Below are 16,636 nucleotides of genomic sequence, written 5' to 3'. Positions count from 1 at the left end.
CAGGCGCGGACCGGGGGGCTGCCGCGGCCGCCCGGCTTCAAGCTGCCGTTCTGCGCCACGGGCTTTCACGATTGCGGCCGTAATTGCGAGGTGTGAACCGACGAAGAACTCCAGTCCTTTTCTCTGGATTGCCGCTTCAGCCGCTTCGCGTCTTCCTCGCAATGACGTCTTCTTGCGGACATCCTAGCTTTCATGCCTCCTTTCATGCCTCAAGCCCTTGCCGGCCCTGAAATCGAGCGTCTCATCCAGCTTCTGGCGCGCCTGCCGGGGCTCGGGCCGCGCTCGGCCCGGCGCGCGGTTCTGCACCTCATGCGGAAGCGCGAGGATCTGCTGCTGCCGCTGGCGCAGGCGATGCAGGTCGCGGGCGAGCGCATCGTGACCTGCTCGGAATGCGGCAATCTCGACACCTCCGACCCTTGCGCCATCTGCCGCGATCCGCGTCGCGATCGCTCGATCCTGATGGTGGTCGAGAGTGTGGGCGATCTCTGGGCGCTGGAGCGCGCGGGCGCCTTGCGCGCGGCCTTTCATGTGCTGGGCGGCACGCTCTCGCCGATCGACGGCACCGGGCCTGATGATCTTGCGCTCGGCAAGCTGCTGGATCGCGCGACATCCGGCGAGGTGCGCGAGGTGATCCTCGCGCTCAATGCCACGGTAGAGGGCCAGACCACGGCCCATTACATCACCGACATGCTGGCGCAGGCGAATGTGAAGGTCACGCGCCTCGCGCATGGCGTGCCGGTGGGCGGCGAACTCGATTATCTCGACGAAGGCACGCTTTCCGCAGCCCTTTTGAGCCGCACCGCGCTTTGACCTGCCTTCGTTGACTTGACCTGCCTTCGGTGATTGGCGGAAACGGTTGGTTATCTTATCTTAGTTGCATTCCTGCGGATTCGACCGCCCCGGTTTCCACAACAGGCCTCATGCACCACGAATCTCCCCTCCCTTCCAGCGCTCTCGTGGCGCGGTTTCAGGCGGTCGAAACCTGGATTTTTGACCTCGACAACACATTGTATCCGCCACATTCCGATCTCTGGCCGAAGGTGGACCAGAAGATCACGCATTATATCGGCGACCTTCTCGGCGTGGATGGGCTCACGGCCCGCGCGATCCAGAAATACTATTATCAGATCCACGGCACGACCCTGAACGGCCTGATGAAGGAACACAGGATCGACCCGCATTCCTTCCTCGATTTCGTGCATGACATCGACCGTTCCTCGCTCGCGCCGGATGCCCGGCTTGGTGGCGCGATCGAGGCCCTTCCGGGGCGGAAATTCATCTTCACCAACGGTTCCGTGCGCCATGCCGAGGAGACCCTGCGGCAACTTGGCGTCGACGGGCATTTCCACGGGATCTTCGACATCGTGGCCGGGGATTTCAATCCCAAGCCGGCGCGCCGCACCTATGAGCGCTTTCTCGACAGATACGGCATCGCGCCGGTCTCTGCCGCGATGTTCGAGGATATCCCGCGCAATCTGGAGGTGCCGGCGGAACTCGGCATGCGCACCGTGCTCGTGGTGCCCGGCGAGGCGGGGGACCACAAGGAAGACTGGGAGCGCTACGTGGAGGATGGCCCCGGCGCGCTCGGCATCCGTTTCGACCACGTGACGGCCGACCTGCCGCATTTTCTGGATGGATTGCAAGCCGCCCTGGCCACGCCCGTCGCTTGACTCCGCCTCGCCTTTCCGCGACCAGATCGCCAATGTTCTCCAACCGTTGCAGGGCCTCACACCATGTCTCTCGCTTCCATCATCGATGCCGCCTGGGAAAAGCGCGCCGAAATCAGCGCCGCCACGAAGGGCGAGGTGCGTGATGCGGTGGAGGAGGCGCTCGCCGCTCTCGATTCCGGCTCGATGCGCGTGGCCGAGCGCCGGCTGGATATGGAAGGCCCGGGTGCCTGGGTGGTGAACCAGTGGCTGAAGAAGGCGGTGCTGCTCTCCTTCCGCCTCAACGACATGGCGCTGATCTCGGGCGCACCGGGGGGTGCCAGCTGGTGGGACAAGGTGGATTCGAAGTTCCTGGGGATGGATGCCGCCGGCTTCGCGAAGGCCGGTTTCCGCGCGGTGCCGGGCTGCGTGGTGCGCCGCTCGGCCTATATCGGCAAATCGGTCGTGCTGATGCCCTCCTTCGTGAATGTCGGCGCCTATGTCGATGACAACACGATGGTCGATACCTGGGCGACGGTTGGCTCCTGCGCGCAGATCGGCAAGAACGTGCATCTCTCGGGCGGTGTGGGCATCGGCGGCGTTCTGGAGCCGCTGCAGGCGAACCCCACGATCATCGAGGATGATTGTTTCATCGGCGCCCGCTCGGAAGTGGTGGAAGGCGTGATCGTGGGCCGTGGCTCGGTGATCTCCATGGGCGTGTTCCTCTCCGCCTCGACCAAGATCATCGACCGGCAGACCGGCCAGGTGCATGTGGGCTATGTGCCGCCCTATTCGGTGGTGGTCTCCGGCTCCATTCCGGGCAAGCCGCTGCCGGGCGAGAATTGGGGGCCCTCGACCTATTGCGCGGTCATCATGAAGACCGTGGACGAGAAGACGCGATCCAAGACCGGCATCAACGAATTGCTGCGCGACTGAACCGCAGGAACGGCGGGTGGGCCGTGGCTTTCGTCATGTCCTCGCCACATACTGACCCCATCTGACGGTGCATGGCCCGGGAAAAGGGCCGGCTCTTAACCCGCATGAGGCCTGACCGATGTTCGATGCCCGCAAACTTCTCGATGCGCTCGTTTCCGCCGGCAGCCAGGGCGGTGGACAGAAACAGCTCGGCGGCATGCTGGGGCAGGTCACGAGCATGGCCGGGCAGGTGCTGAACCAGGCAACCGGCGGCGTGCGGCAGGGCGCGACCGAAATCAACCAGCAGACCGGCGCCACCCAGAAGGCCAGCGACTTCCTGCGCCGCACGACCGGCCAGAACCCGGCCGATCTCGTGGCCCGCGCGAAGGATCTTGCCGCGAAGTACCCCGTCGCCACGGGCGTTGCCATCGGCGGACTCGCCGCCGTGCTGCTGGGCACCGGCGCTGGCCGCAAGATTGCCGGCTCAGCCGCGCGCATGGGCGGCATGGCGCTGGTGGGCGGGCTCGCCTACAAGGCGCTGCAGAATTATCAGGCCGGCAAGCCGCTGCTGGACCTCCAGAATGTGGCGCAGGATCTCCAGCAGCCGCGGGCGCTTCCCCCGCCCTCGACCGATAACGAGCAGGCCCTGCGCCTGGTTCGCGCCATGGTTGCCGCCGCCTCGTCGGATGGCATCGTGGACGAGACCGAGCGGCATGCGATCGTGGGCAACCTGAAGGCGGCCGGCATCGAGGCCGAGGCTGCCCAGTTTCTCGAGAGCGAATTCGCGAACCCGGCTGATCCGGTGACGCTCGCCCAGGGCATCACAAATCCGGAAGAGGCGGCGCAGGTCTATGCCGCCGCGCGCCTCGCAATCGACCCGGACACCGCCGACGAGCAGGCCTTCCTCAAGGCGCTGGCGGGCGAATTGCAACTCGACCCGAGCCTTGTCGCGCATATCGACGCCGCGGCTTCCAACGTGAAGGCCTGACCGAGACTTGCCCGACGACACTCAGCCCGGACTGCCGAAGGTGCAACGGAAGCCCCTGGACTGGGGCTTCATCCTTGTCGCAACCCTCTCCATCGGCTCGATGATCTGGGTGACCCTGCGGGACGGCATCACCGTGTCGCAGCATATTCTGGCCGAGGATTTCTGGCTGTTCCTGACCATCCTGCCGAAGGTGGCGCTTGGTTGCCTCATCGGCGGGCTCATCCGGCTGATGATCGCACGCGAGACGATCGAGAAATACATCGGCGAAGGCTCGGGCATGAAGGGTCTCGCAATCGCTGCGTTGATTGGCACGCTTTTCCCCGCCGGCCCCTTCACCATCTTCCCGCTGGCTGCCGTGCTGATGGTGAGCGGCGCGGATAGGGGGGCGGCGATCGCCTTCGTCTCGGGCTGGCTGCTGCTTGGCATCAACCGGGCGGTCATCTGGGAAATGCCGTTCTTCGGCACGGATTTCGTGCTGTTCCGCTTCCTCGTTTCACTGCCCATGCCGGTTCTGCTGGGGCTTGCCGCGCGCGCCGCGATCTTCGACCATTATGTCAATCGCCCGCCGCCCGGCGAGGGCAAGGCATGATCGTTTTCGGCTTCACCCTCGCGCTGATAGCGATTGCCACCGGGCTGGCTTTCGCGGCGTGGAGGCGCTCGCCCGCCTTGCTCGCGGATGGATTCACGGATGCCCGGACGCAGTTCATCCATCTGTTGCCGCGCCTCGCGATCGGCGTGCTGGGCTCGGGCTTCCTCGCGCATCTGATGCCGAAGGAGACGATCCTGGCCTGGTTCGGGCCAAATTCCGGTCTGCTCGGCACGGCACTCGCGAGCCTCGCCGGTGCCCTCACGCCCGGCGGGCCAGTGGTGGGCTATGCGATCGGGGCGGCGGCGCTGAAGGCGGGCGCGGATCTTTCGCAGGTCATGGCCTATGTGACGGCATGGTCACTCTTCACGATCAACCGGATGATCTCGTGGGAAATCCCGTCCATGCCCGTGCGAATCGTGCTGCTGCGGGTGTTGGTGTCCCTGCCCTTCCCGTTCCTCGCGGCCTGGATCACGCTGCTGGTGCGCTGAGCATCTTTTCGTTTTTCGCATTTTCCTCGCGCGAACCGGCGACCATTTCGCTTGAAGATGCTCACGCCAGCCAGCGCTTGCGGCGCTTGTAGCTCTTCACCTCGCGGAAGGATTTCTTGTCCCCGCCGGAGACGCCGAGGTAGAATTCCTTCACATCCTCGTTCTCGCGCAGGGCCTTGGCGTCGCCATCCATCACGATGCGGCCGGTTTCCATGATGTAGCCATAGGTGGCGTAGCGCAGGGCCATGTTGGTGTTCTGCTCCGCGAGCAGGAAGGACACGCCCTCCTTCGTGTTCAGATCCTTCACGATCTCGAAAATCTCCTCGACGATCTGTGGCGCGAGACCCATCGAGGGCTCATCAAGCAGGATCATCTTGGGGCGGCTCATCAGCGCGCGACCAATGGCGCACATCTGCTGCTCGCCGCCCGACGTGTAGCCCGACATGGATTTCATGCGCTGCCGGAGGCGAGGGAAATAATTGTAGACCATCTCCATGTCGCGTTTGATGGCCGCGCGCCCATCCTGCCGCGTGAAGGCTCCCGTGAGGAGGTTCTCCTCGATGGTAAGATGGCCGAAACAATGCCGGCCCTCCATCACCTGGATGCAGCCGCGCCGCACCAGATCCGCCGGGCTCATGCGATCCACGCGCTCGCCCTCGAACATGATCGCGCCCTTGGTCACATCGCCGCGCTCGGCCTTGAGCAGGTTCGAGATCGCCTTGAGCGTGGTGGTCTTGCCTGCGCCATTGGCGCCCAGCACCGCCACGATGCCGCTGCGCGGCACGGTGAGCGACACGCCCTTCAGCACCAGCACGACATGATCATAGATCACCTCGATGTTATTGACCGAAAGGATGGGCTCGACGGTTTCGGCTGATGCGGACATGGCAGGAGGCTCCGGGGATTTGACAGACAAGGCCGGAAGTGGGCAGCCGGCGAACCGGCTGCCCCATTGCTTGCGGGTTACGCGGCCTTTTCGCAGGCTTCCGTGCGCTTCGGCCAGCCGGTGTTCTTCGAGACGAAATCCTTCGCCTCAGCCTCGATGAGCGGACGGACGATCTCCTTCATCGGGTCCATCCAGTCCGAGGCCTTCACATATTTCGTTCCGTCCCACTGCGAGACGAACACCTTGTTGTGGCCGTTATGATCCGTGCAGGTGATGCGGACCGGGTTGGCGAAGCCTTCCATGCCGATCTCCTTCAGGCGCTGTTCGGTGATGTTGAGCGCCTCGAAGCCGCGACGGACATCCTCACCCACGACCGCCTTCTTGCCGGTGATCCGCTGCGCGGTGCGCACGGCCTCGGCAATCAGCATCGAGTTGTAGACGCCGCGGTTATAGAGGTTCTCGCCCACCTGCTCGCGCTTGGCCTGGCTGAGATTCTTGTCGAAGACATGTTTCAGGATGTCCTGAAGCACGGGGTAATTCGCGCCCGTATTGTGGAAGTTGAGGGTCTTGTAACCCTTGGCTCCGGCTTCGCCCGCACGGGCGTCGTCGTCACCCCCGGCCCACCAGACACCCACGAGGCGATCCATCGGGAAGTCGTTTTTCACCGCTTCCTTCACGGCCGTGGGGTTCATCGCGCCCCAGCCCTGGTTATAGATCCAGTCCACGCGGTCACGGCGGATGGCGAGCCAGGTCGAGCCCTGGTTCTGCATCTGGGCGGCCGGAACCGGGTAGAGCTTCAGGTTGAAGCCGTATTGCTTGGCCAGCGCCTCGAGCACGGGAATCGGCTCCTTGCCGAAGGGCGCATCAAGATGGACAAGGCCCACCGTCTTGCCCTTCAGCTTGTCAAAGCCGCCTTCCACCTGCGCCATATGCTTCACGAAGACCGAAGCGCCATCCCAGTAGGTGGCCGGCGGGTTGAAGATCCACGGGAAATGCTCGCCATCCGCCGAGGCCGAGAGGCCATAGGCCATCGAGAGCACGGGGATCTTGTCCACCGCCGCCTTGGGGATGATCTGCAGCGTGATGCCCGTGGAATAGGGGTTCACCACGACCGGGTTCTTCGCCTTCACGCTCTCATAGCATTCGACACCCTTCTTGGTGTCGTAGCCGGTTTCGCATTCCTCGATGATGATCTTCGCACCGCCGATGCCACCATCGCGCTGGTTCAGCATTTCGAGGTAATCGCGCATGCCGTTGGCGATATGCACGCCCGAACCGGCGAAGGGGCCGGTGCGATAGGTGAGCAGCGGCACGTAAATCGTATCCTGCGCGGAGACCGGCAGGGGCGCCGCGCCCGCGAAGGCTGCGGCCAGGGCCGCCAAGCCCAGGAATTTCGGGCCGAGGGTTTTCTTCATGGTCGTTCCTCCTTCGATGGAGCCACTTCCCGGGCTCCCCAGGTCTTCTTGGCTGAAGTCTTCATCTTGCCGACGCTTGCGCCACGGCAAGGCCCGCCCCGCTCAATACGGGAAAGGCCAGGTTCTGAGCTTCTGCTTGGTGATCTGCCAGAGCCGGGCGAGACCATGCGGCTCGACGATCAGGAACAGGATGATGAGCCCGCCCACAAGCAGGTGGTTGATGTGCTCGGCCGTGGCACCCGCGAGCGGAATGCCGATGGCCGGCAGGCCGAATTTCAGCGTCACCGGGATGATGTGCAGCAGGGCCGCGCCGAAAAAGCAGCCGATGAGCGAGCCCAGCCCCCCGATGATCACCATGAACAGGATGATGAAGCTCTGGTTGATGTTGAAGGCGTCGCTCGCTTCGCCCCCGCCATACCAGAGGAACATCATGGTCGCGCCCGCGACGCCGCAATAGAAGGACGACATCGCAAACGCGAGAAGCTTGGTGCGCAGGAGCCGGATGCCCATCAGTTCCGCCGCGATATCCATGTCGCGCACCGCCATGAAGCTGCGCCCGATGCGCCCGTGCAGGATGTTCGAGGCGATCCAGGTCATCAGCACCACGATGAAGAGAATGACATAATAGCGGGTCATCGGCGTCGCGTTGGGGCCGGTCACCGGGATGCCGGCGATCCAGCGCGTCGGCACCTCGATGGCGCCCGAGGCGTTGTAGTTGAAGAGCCAGGGAATGCGCACGAAGCACCATTCCAGGAAGAACTGCGCCGCGAGCGTCGCCACCGCGAGATAGAAGCCCTTGATGCGCAGGCTCGGCAGGCCGAACAGCGCGCCGATCGCGGCCGAGAAGACGCCGGAGACGAGAATCCAGATGACGATCGGCACGCCGGGGAAAGTGGTCGTGAGCTTGTAGCAGGCATAGGCCCCCACACCCATGAAGGCGCCGGTGCCGAGCGAGATGAGCCCGGTATAGCCCGTGACGATGTTCAGCCCCATCGCGGCGAGCGCGAAGACGAGGAACGGGATCATCACGGTCGAGAGGAAGAAGTTCGAACCCGTGAGCGGGATCACCACCGCGGCAATGAACAGGATGACGGCAATGCCGATGCGATCTTCCCGCAAGGGGAAAACCTGCATATCCTCCGAATAGGTCTTCTTGAACTGGCCTGATTCACGATAAAGCACGGATCAGATCCTCTCGATGATCTTGTCGCCGAACAGGCCCTGCGGACGCACCATCAGGAAGACGAGCGCGATCACATAGGCCACCCAGTTCTCGATGCCGCCGCCCACAAGCGGCCCCCAGTAGAACTCCGCGAGCTTCTCGCCAATGCCGATGATGAGGCCGCCGACAATCGCGCCGGGAATGGAGGTGAAGCCGCCAAGGATCAGCACCGGCAGCGCCTTCAGCGCGATGACCTGCAGCGCGAAGCTCACGTCAGAACGCGCGCCCCACATGATGCCCGTGATGAGCGCCACGATTCCGGCCGCGAACCACACGATGGCCCAGATCTGGTTCAGCGAGATGCCGACCGAGAGTGCCGCCTTGTGGCTGTCCGCCACCGCGCGCAGGGCGCGGCCGATGCGGGTATACTGGAAGAACAGCGCCAGGGCCGCGATCATCAGCGAGGCGATCACCGCAGCCGCGACGTCGATCTTCTGGATGATCACCTTCCCGCCGAGAATATCAAAGCGCATCGTGCCCTGCGGCAGGCCCAGTTCCTCGGCGATCATCTGCTTCGGTTCGCCGCCGAAAATGAATTCGCCAAGACCGATGATGATGAAGGTGAGCCCGAACGTCGCCATGAAGAGAATGATGTCCGGCTGGTTCACCAGCGGGCGCAGCACGATCCGCTCCACCGCGATCGCGAGGATCGCCATCACGCCAAGGGTGAGGATGAGTGCCGCCCAGGCAGGCACGCCCTTCTCGTGCAGACCCACCAGCGTCAGCGCCGCGAACACCACCATGATGCCTTGGGCGAAATTGAACACGCCCGAGGCCTTGAAGATGAGCACGAAACCAAGCGCGATCAGCGCATAGAGCACGCCGGCGACGAGGCCTTCCCAGATCGTCTGCACGAAGAGATCCGGCGCGGCACCCATCTGCACGAAGGGGTCGATGAGAATATTGTAGAGCATCCCCATTCCCCCTCACTGCATGTTCAGCAAAAGTGGATGCCGGTCTTGCGTCATGAACATGCATCCCACCTTTCAATGCGCCACGCCGAGATAGGCATCGATGACCGCCTGATTGGCCTTCACCTCATCGGGCGTGCCATCGGCAATCTTCCGGCCATATTCCAGCACCACCACGCGGTCGGAGAGGTCCATCACCACGCCCATATCATGCTCGATCAGCGCGATGGTGGTGCCGTATTGCTCCTTCACATCGAGGATGAAGCGGCACATGTCCTCCTTCTCCTCGAGGTTCATGCCAGCCATGGGTTCATCGAGCAGCAGCAATTCCGGCTCCATGGCGAGCGCGCGCCCGAGTTCCACGCGCTTCTGCAGGCCATAGGGCAGCTTGCCCACGGGCACCTTGCGGATGTGCTCGATCTCCAGGAAGTCGATGATCTCCTCGACCATCCGGCGATGGGCGATCTCCTCGGTCATGGCCGGGCCATGGCGGAAGATCTGCCAGAAGAAGTTGGATTTCATCTTCAGCGTGCGGCCGACCATGATGTTGTCGAGCGTCGACATGCCCTTGAAGAGCGCGACGTTCTGGAAGGTGCGCGCAATGCCCTGAGAAGCCGCGACATAGGGCTTCATCTTGGCCCGCGTCGCGCCCTTGTAGGTGATGGTGCCATCCTGCGGGTGGTAGAACCCGTTGATGACATTGAGCATCGAGGTCTTGCCGGCACCGTTCGGGCCGATGATCGCGCGGATCTCGCCCTTCCTGATGTCGAAAGAAACATCGGTGATCGCCTTCACGCCGCCGAAGCGGAGCGAGACATTCTCGACCTTGAGCAGGGTTTCGCCCGGGGAAAGGGTGGAGTTCTGAACCATGCCGTCCCCGCTCACTCCGCCGCCTGCGGCAAAGCCACAACCGGCGCCACGACCGCATCCATCACCTTGACGCGCGCCGAGATCACGCCCTTGCGGCCATCCTCGAAGGTCACTTCGGTGGAGATATCCGCTTCTTTCGACCCATCGTAGAGCGCCTTCACCAGCGGGCCGTAGCGATCCGCGATGAAGCCGCGCCGCACCTTCTGCGTGCGCGTGAGTTCGCCGTCATCCGCATCGAGTTCCTTGTGCAGGATGAGGAAGCGATGGATCTGCGCCCTGGCCATCATCGGCTCTTCGGCAAGCTGGCGGTTCACCTCCGCCACATGGCCCGCGAGGATCTCGTAGACCTGGCCATGCCCGGCCAGTTCCTGGTAGGAACCATAGGAGACATTGTTGCGCTCGGCCCAGTTGCCCACCGCCGTGATGTCGATGTTGAGAAACACCGTGACGAAATCCTCGCCCTGCCCGAAAGCCACGGCCTCGCGGATATTGGGAAAGAATTTCAGCTTGTTCTCGATGTATTTCGGCGCGAACAGCGCGCCGGAACGCAGGCGGCCCACATCCTTCGCGCGGTCGATGATGCGGAGCTGGCCATCCTTCTCGAAGAAGCCGGCATCGCCCGTTTTCACGAAGCCGTCGGGGGTCATGGTCTCGGCGGTTTTCTCGGGGTCCTTGTAATAGCCCACGAACTGGCCCGGCGACTTGTAGAGCACCTCGCCATCCTCGGCGATGCGGATCTCGACATTGGGCGTCGCGGGGCCGACGCAATCGGCGCGCACGCCATCATCCTTCTGACAGGTGACGAAGAGGAAGGCCTCGGTCTGCCCGTAAAGCTGCTTCAGGTTCAGCCCGATAGAGCGGAAGAACGAGAACAGCTCGGGCCCGATGGCCTCGCCGGCAGTGTAGCCAACGCGCACGGTGGTGAGGCCCATCACGTTCTTCAGCGGTCCATACACAAGCAGGTTGCCGAGCGCATAGTTGAGCCGCGCCGGCAGCGGCACAGGCTTGCCATCGAGGATCTTCTCGCCCCATTTCTTGGCCACACCCATGTAATAGTGAAACAACTTCCGTTTCAGCCAGCTCGCATCCTCCATGCGGATCATGATGCGCGTCAGCATCCCCTCGAACACGCGGGGCGGCGCGAAGGCATAGGTGTTGCCCACCTCGCGGCGATCTTCCACCGCGGTCTCCGGGCTTTCGGGGCAGTTGATGCAGAAGCCGGCGATCAGCGCCTGCGCGTAGTTGAGGTAGTGGTCGCCCACCCAGGCGAGGGGCAGATAGGCCAGCACGTTGTCGCGATCCGAGAGGCCGTCGAAGGCCACGGTATCGCGCGCCGCAGCGATGCAGCGCCCGGCCGTGAGAAGCACGCCCTTCGAGCGACCGGTTGTACCGGAGGTGTAAAGGATGACCGAAATGTCATCGCCCTTGCCGCGCGCCACTTCCGCATCAAGCCGGCGATTGGCATCGGGATCGGCCAGCAACATGCCCTTGCCCTGAGAGATCACCTCGTCGATGGCCTGCAGGCGGGAATGATCATAGGCGCGAAGCCCGCGCGGCTCGTCATAGAAGATGAAGCCGATGTTCGGCAGGCGCTCCGAGACCGAGAGGATCTTGTCGACCTGTTCCTGGTCCTGCACGCAGGCGAACTTCACCTCGGCATGTTCGAGCACATAGGCCATCTCCTCGGCAACGGAATCAGCATAGACCGGCACGGGAATGGCCCCGAGCGATTGCGCCGCCATCATCGACCAGTAGAGCTTCGGCCGGTTGTTTCCGATGATCGCGACCTTGTCGCCGCGCTCAAGGCCATGCGCCATCAGGCCAAGCGCGTAGGCGCGCACGTTCTGCGCCACCTCCGCCCAGCTCCATTCGGTCCATATGCCGAGATCCTTGTGACGCATGCCCGGCCTTTCGGGCCGGACCCGCGCCTGATGCGCCAGCCATTTCGGAAAGGTATCCAAGGCCGCCGGAGCGTCCCGTTCCACGCGTGTCTCTCCCTGAAGTCGGCGGGCCCTTCTCGCGAGGCCCTGTTTCACACCTCAAGTTTGCAGCAATGCGGAATGGAAGCAAGCGCGGGCTTGACAGACAGCGTCGCGGAATGCTGATAAAAAGGGAAGGTCCAGGTCGTTTCGCGACGTTTTGACGCGTGCGCTGCGGAAGTTGCGCCGGAATTGGCGCTTTTTCAGGCCTTTTGACCCAAGCTTCCGGTGCAATTCAACCAAAGAATGAGGCCAATTCCTCAGCGATTTTCGCGCATCGGATAGGCGTTGAGTTCGCCCCAGGCGCGGATCGAGATGCCGCCCCTCTCCACCCGCAGCACCTGCGCCTCCTCCAGCAGCTTCAGCGCCTTGTTCGTGGCCTGCCGCGAGAGGCCGGAGAGCAGGCCGATCTCCTCCTGCGTGATCGCGAGATGCAGACCCACGGCAGGGTGCAATTCGGGATTGAACAGGAAAGCAAGGGCTCGGGCAATGCGGGCCGGCGCATCCAGCAGCCGATCGGTTTCCACAAGCCCGATGAACTGGCCAAGTCGTTCGTTCAGCTGCCGCACGAGAAAGCGGTTGAACGCAACCGAATTCTCGAACAGCCAGAAGAAGGTCGCCGCATCCATCAGCGCGAGGCGTGTCTCGCGCAACGCGACAAGATCGTAGCGGCGCGGCTCACCCTTCAGTACAGTGCCTTCGCCAAACCAGGCACCGGCAGGAAGCCCCGCGAAGCTGATGAGCTTGCCCGAATCCGAACTGGTCGAGAGCTTCACAAGGCCGTCGATCACCCCGGTCCAGACATCGAAGCGATCACCGAGATGGCAGATATAGCTTCCAGCCGCGTAGTTCTTCTCGACGATGCCGCGACGCGCGCGATCACGCTCGCCTTCCGGCAGATCATGCGACCAGCGGGCGATGGCGGCGAGGCGTGCGGCAGAAATCAAGGGCGGCACCGGTGAGGATGAGGCGTTGGTTCCTTATCCATCCGGTTTGCCCCTGAAACAAGCTTCGCGTTACTCCGCCGCCTGCCGCATCACCGGCATTTCGGAGCGGAATTGTGCGAGAAGGCCCGCTTCGGCGGCGTCGGTTTCCGCGGCGTTCTTCGCCCGCACATGCCCGAACCCGCGAATGCGCTGCGGCAGGCCGGCGATCTCCACCGCCAGCGCATGCTTTGCCGGCGTCAGGCCCTTCGCCAGTTCCTCGAGGCGCGCGAGGAAGGTCTCGATGCGCGCCCGTTCGTCCCTGCGTTCGGCCGAATAGCCGAAGATGTCGAGTGCGGTGCCGCGCAGGCCCTTCAGCTTCGCGAGCACGCCGAAGGCGCTCATCATCCACGGGCCGAAGCTCGTCTTCATCGGCAGGCCGGTGGAGGGGTGCTTCCGGCCAAGCAGCGGCGGCGCGAGGTGGAAGGTGATCTTCATGTTGTCGCCATCGAAGGAATCGTGCAATTGCTGGCGGAAGGCCGGGGCCGTGTAGAGCCGTGCGACCTCGTATTCGTCCTTGTAGGCCATCAGCTTGAAGAGCGATCGCGCGGCGGCCTCGGTGAGGGCCGTCTGGCCCGGCACCATTTCGGCCTCGCGCGCCCGAAGCTTTCTGATCGCATCCGCATAGCGCTTGGCATAAGCGGCGTTCTGATAATCCGTCAGGAACGCCACACGCCGCTCGATGACCTCATCGAGCGTTGAAGAGATGGTCTGGGCCGGACTGGGCCGCGAGAGCTCGAGAATCTGCCCCAGCAGGGCCGGCTCATGCGCCACCGCACGGCCCCAGCGGAAGGCCTCGAGGTTCATCTTCACGGCCTCGCCATTGAGATCGATGGCCCGCTCGATGGAGGCTGCCGTGAGCGGCACGCCGCCCTTCTGGTAGGCATAGCCCAGAAGGAACATGTTCGCGGCGATGGATTGCCCGAACAAGGTGACGGCGATCTTCGAGGCGTCGATGAAGAAGGCGCGATCCTTGCCCGCCGCGCTGGCGATGCCGCGCTTCAGTCGCTCGGAAGGCAGCGAGTAATCCGGGTTGCGGGTGAAATCGCCGGGGAGAATCTCGGCGGTATTCACGACGAAGGTCGTGCCGGCCAACTTCGTGGCCGCCAGAACCTTCTTCGAGCCGGACACCACGAGATCGCAGCCGAGGATGAGATCGGCCATGCCGGCGGAAACGCGGATCGCGTGGATATCCTCCGGTGATTTGGCGAGGCGGATATGCGAGTAAACCGCGCCGCCCTTCTGTGCGAGGCCGGCCATGTCGATCATGCCGCAGCCGCGATGCTCGAGATGTGCCGCCATGCCGAGGATGGCACCGATGGTGACGACACCCGTGCCACCGACCCCCGTGACGATGCCCGACCACGGCTCATGCTCCAGCGACGGGAGAGCAGGATCGGGCAAATCCGGCATCGTGAAGCCTGCCGCCTGAGCCGCGAGCTTCTTCGGCCGCGCGCCGGAAACGGTCACGAAGCTCGGGCAGAAGCCATCGACGCAGGAATAATCCTTGTTGCAATTGGATTGATCGATCTTCCGCTTGCGACCGAATTCGGTCTCGACCGGCTGCACAGAGACGCAGTTCGAGGCCTTTCCGCAATCGCCGCAGCCCTCGCAGACCAGTTCGTTGATCAAGACGCGCTTGTCCGGGTCGGGCATCAGGCCACGCTTTCGACGGCGACGCTTCTCGGCGGCGCAGGTCTGGTCGTAGATCATCACCGTCACGCCGGGAATTTCGGCGAGCTCGCGCTGCACCACCATCAGTTCGGTGCGGTGATGGAAACTGGTGCCCGCGGGCCAGGAATAGCGGTCATCATATTTCCCGGGGTCATCCGAGACGACCGCAATCCGCTCCACGCCTTCCGCCCGCACCTGCCGGGCAATGGCATCCGGCGTGAGGTTGCCCTCATGCGGCTGGCCGCCGGTCATGGCGACGGCATCGTTGAACAGGATCTTGTAGGTGATGTTCGTCCTGGTCGCGATGGACCAGCGCAGCGCCAGCGCGCCTGAATGGTTGTAGGTCCCATCACCGAGGTTCTGGAACACATGCTTGCGGGTGGAGAAGGTCGATTCACCGATCCAGTTCGCGCCCTCGCCACCCATCTGGGTCACGCCTTCGGTGTTCCGGTCCATCCAGCTCACCATGAAATGGCAGCCGATGCCGGCATAGGCGCGGCCCTCTTCGGGCACCTTGGTGGAGGTGTTATGCGGGCAGCCCGAGCAGAAATAGGGCGTGCGCACCGCGATGTCGTTCGTCTCTGCCATTTTCTTCTGCGCAAGGCGCAGACGTTCGATGCGCGCCGCGAGATCCGCATTCGGGTGATGCCGCAGGATGCGTTCGCCGAGCGCGATGGCGATATCATTGGGATCCAGCGCGCCCTTCACGGGGAAGAGCCACTCGCCCTTCTCGTCGCGCTTGCCGATCACGGTCGGCTGGTTCGCGGTGCCGTAAAGCTCCTCGCGCACCTGCACCTCGATGAGGCTGCGCTTCTCCTCGACCACCATGATGAGGTCGAGCCCATGCGCGAAATCCTGCAATTCGCGCTGGCTGATCGGCCATGGCGAGCCAAGCTTGTAGAGGCGGATGCCGAGCTGGTTGGCCTTGAGTTCATCGATGCCGAGATCATCGAAGGCCTGGCGCGTATCAAGATAGCTCTTGCCGGTGGTGATGATGCCGATCTTTGGCGTGGCGCCGCCGGTCGTGACAAAATGGTTCAGGTTGTTGGCGCGGATGAAGGCCACGGCCGCCGCGCGCTTGAACTCGTGCAGACGCGCTTCCTGCTCGAGGAAGCCATCGCGCGGGCGGATGTTCAGGCCACCCGGCGGGAAGGCGAAATCATCCGGCACGATGATCTTCACCCGGTCGATGGAACCATCCACCGAGGCGGTCGATTCGATGTTGTCCTTCACGCATTTCAGCGCGGTCCATGCGCCCGTGAAGCGGCTCATCGCATAGCCGAAGAGGCCGTAATCGAGGATTTCCTGCACGCCCGCAGGGTTCAGGATCGGCACCATCAGATCGAGGAAATGGAACTCGGATTGATGCGCCGTGGTGGAACTCTCGGCGGTGTGGTCGTCACCCATCAGCGCGAGCACGCCACCATGCTTCGAGGTGCCAGCAAGGTTCGCGTGGCGGAACACATCGCCGCAGCGGTCAACGCCCGGCCCCTTGCCATACCACATGGCAAAGACGCCATCATACTTCCCCTCGCCGCGCATCTCGGCCTGCTGGGTGCCCCAGACGGCGGTGGCCGCGAGATCCTCGTTGAGGCCCGGCTCGAAGCGGATATTCGATTTCTCGAAAAGCTTCTTGGCCCGGAAGAAGTTCTGGTCGAGGCCACCCAGCGGCGAACCACGATAACCGGAAATGAAACCCGCGGTATTCAGGCCCGCGCGGCGGTCGCGTTCACGCTGCATCAGCAGCATGCGCGTGATGGCCTGCGCGCCATTGAGGAAGACAGGACCCTGCGCGAGGTCATACTTATCTTCCAGCGTGACGTGACGCAGCGGAAACGGCTCACCCATCGTCACTCTCCCCTGTGAACGACCCGGACGTTCTCGGCGCTTGTCCCGCGCCGGCTTGAAACCTTAGTATACGTCAGCATTGCTGCCCTAACCAGCGGATTTGCGCTTCCCAGGGGCTTCCGCCATGTATTCGCCATCCTGATGCGCGAGATGTAGGAATTGAACATGAAACGGTTTCGATTCGCCCCTCCATCCGCAATGAAATTGCGAGCAGTTCTGGCT

Annotated in this window: 14 protein-coding genes; 6 read left to right on the top strand and 8 right to left on the bottom strand. The window is 63.4% G+C overall.

Annotated features, from left to right (window positions below; genetic code table 11):
• Positions 1-204: 204 nt before the first annotated feature.
• The 6 genes from recR (at position 205) to ACKODO_RS02980 (ending at position 4,626) form a co-directional block, all read left to right on the top strand.
• Positions 205-810, top strand: a complete 606-nt coding sequence (gene recR / locus ACKODO_RS03005; protein ID WP_408981972.1) for a recombination mediator RecR — start codon at positions 205-207, stop codon at positions 808-810.
• Positions 811-956: 146 nt separating this feature from the next.
• Complete coding sequence (locus ACKODO_RS03000) at positions 957-1,670, top strand: pyrimidine 5'-nucleotidase (RefSeq protein WP_408981971.1); 714 nt, start codon at positions 957-959, stop codon at positions 1,668-1,670.
• A gap of 63 nt (positions 1,671-1,733) precedes the next feature.
• The gene (gene dapD / locus ACKODO_RS02995) at positions 1,734-2,582 is read left to right on the top strand and encodes a 2,3,4,5-tetrahydropyridine-2,6-dicarboxylate N-succinyltransferase (protein ID WP_408981970.1); all 849 of its coding nucleotides are present in this window, start codon (positions 1,734-1,736) and stop codon (positions 2,580-2,582) included.
• 118 nt (positions 2,583-2,700) lie between these two features.
• Positions 2,701-3,549, top strand: coding sequence for a tellurite resistance TerB family protein (locus ACKODO_RS02990; RefSeq protein WP_408981969.1), 849 nt, complete (start codon positions 2,701-2,703; stop codon positions 3,547-3,549).
• A gap of 40 nt (positions 3,550-3,589) precedes the next feature.
• Positions 3,590-4,138 (top strand): permease, encoded by a 549-nt coding sequence (locus ACKODO_RS02985; protein ID WP_408981968.1) that lies wholly within the window; start codon positions 3,590-3,592, stop codon positions 4,136-4,138.
• Positions 4,135-4,626, top strand: a complete 492-nt coding sequence (locus ACKODO_RS02980) for a hypothetical protein (RefSeq protein ID WP_408981967.1) — start codon at positions 4,135-4,137, stop codon at positions 4,624-4,626. Before ACKODO_RS02985 ends, ACKODO_RS02980 begins: the two co-directional genes overlap by 4 nt.
• A 61-nt stretch (positions 4,627-4,687) precedes the next feature.
• Here the strand turns inward: ACKODO_RS02980 and ACKODO_RS02975 are convergent, their stop codons facing one another.
• The 8 genes from ACKODO_RS02975 to ACKODO_RS02940 form a co-directional block, all read right to left on the bottom strand.
• Positions 4,688-5,512 (bottom strand): ABC transporter ATP-binding protein, encoded by an 825-nt coding sequence (locus ACKODO_RS02975; RefSeq protein WP_408981966.1) that lies wholly within the window; start codon positions 5,510-5,512, stop codon positions 4,688-4,690.
• A 77-nt stretch (positions 5,513-5,589) separates the two neighbouring features.
• Positions 5,590-6,927 carry an ABC transporter substrate-binding protein gene (locus tag ACKODO_RS02970; protein ID WP_408981965.1) on the bottom strand — a complete coding sequence of 446 codons (1,338 nt, stop codon included), beginning with the start codon at positions 6,925-6,927 and terminating at the stop codon, positions 5,590-5,592.
• Between the two features lie 102 nt (positions 6,928-7,029).
• The gene (locus ACKODO_RS02965; RefSeq protein ID WP_408981964.1) at positions 7,030-8,109 is read right to left on the bottom strand and encodes a branched-chain amino acid ABC transporter permease; all 1,080 of its coding nucleotides are present in this window, start codon (positions 8,107-8,109) and stop codon (positions 7,030-7,032) included.
• A gap of 3 nt (positions 8,110-8,112) precedes the next feature.
• Complete coding sequence (locus ACKODO_RS02960) at positions 8,113-9,069, bottom strand: branched-chain amino acid ABC transporter permease (RefSeq protein WP_408981963.1); 957 nt, start codon at positions 9,067-9,069, stop codon at positions 8,113-8,115.
• 66 nt (positions 9,070-9,135) lie between these two features.
• Positions 9,136-9,930, bottom strand: a complete 795-nt coding sequence (locus ACKODO_RS02955; RefSeq protein WP_408981962.1) for an ABC transporter ATP-binding protein — start codon at positions 9,928-9,930, stop codon at positions 9,136-9,138.
• A gap of 11 nt (positions 9,931-9,941) precedes the next feature.
• Positions 9,942-11,915, bottom strand: a complete 1,974-nt coding sequence (locus ACKODO_RS02950; RefSeq protein ID WP_408981961.1) for an AMP-binding protein — start codon at positions 11,913-11,915, stop codon at positions 9,942-9,944.
• Positions 11,916-12,169: 254 nt separating this feature from the next.
• The gene (locus ACKODO_RS02945) at positions 12,170-12,856 is read right to left on the bottom strand and encodes a Crp/Fnr family transcriptional regulator (RefSeq protein WP_408981960.1); all 687 of its coding nucleotides are present in this window, start codon (positions 12,854-12,856) and stop codon (positions 12,170-12,172) included.
• Positions 12,857-12,925: 69 nt separating this feature from the next.
• The gene (locus ACKODO_RS02940; RefSeq protein ID WP_408981959.1) at positions 12,926-16,414 is read right to left on the bottom strand and encodes an indolepyruvate ferredoxin oxidoreductase family protein; all 3,489 of its coding nucleotides are present in this window, start codon (positions 16,412-16,414) and stop codon (positions 12,926-12,928) included.
• Positions 16,415-16,636: the final 222 nt, after the last annotated feature.

Source organism: Rhabdaerophilum sp., from assembly GCF_046092605.1.
Classification (GTDB): domain Bacteria; phylum Pseudomonadota; class Alphaproteobacteria; order Rhizobiales; family Beijerinckiaceae; genus Rhabdaerophilum.
Note: the sequence above shows the minus strand (reverse complement) of the source record. Positions and strands in the feature narration are given on the sequence as shown.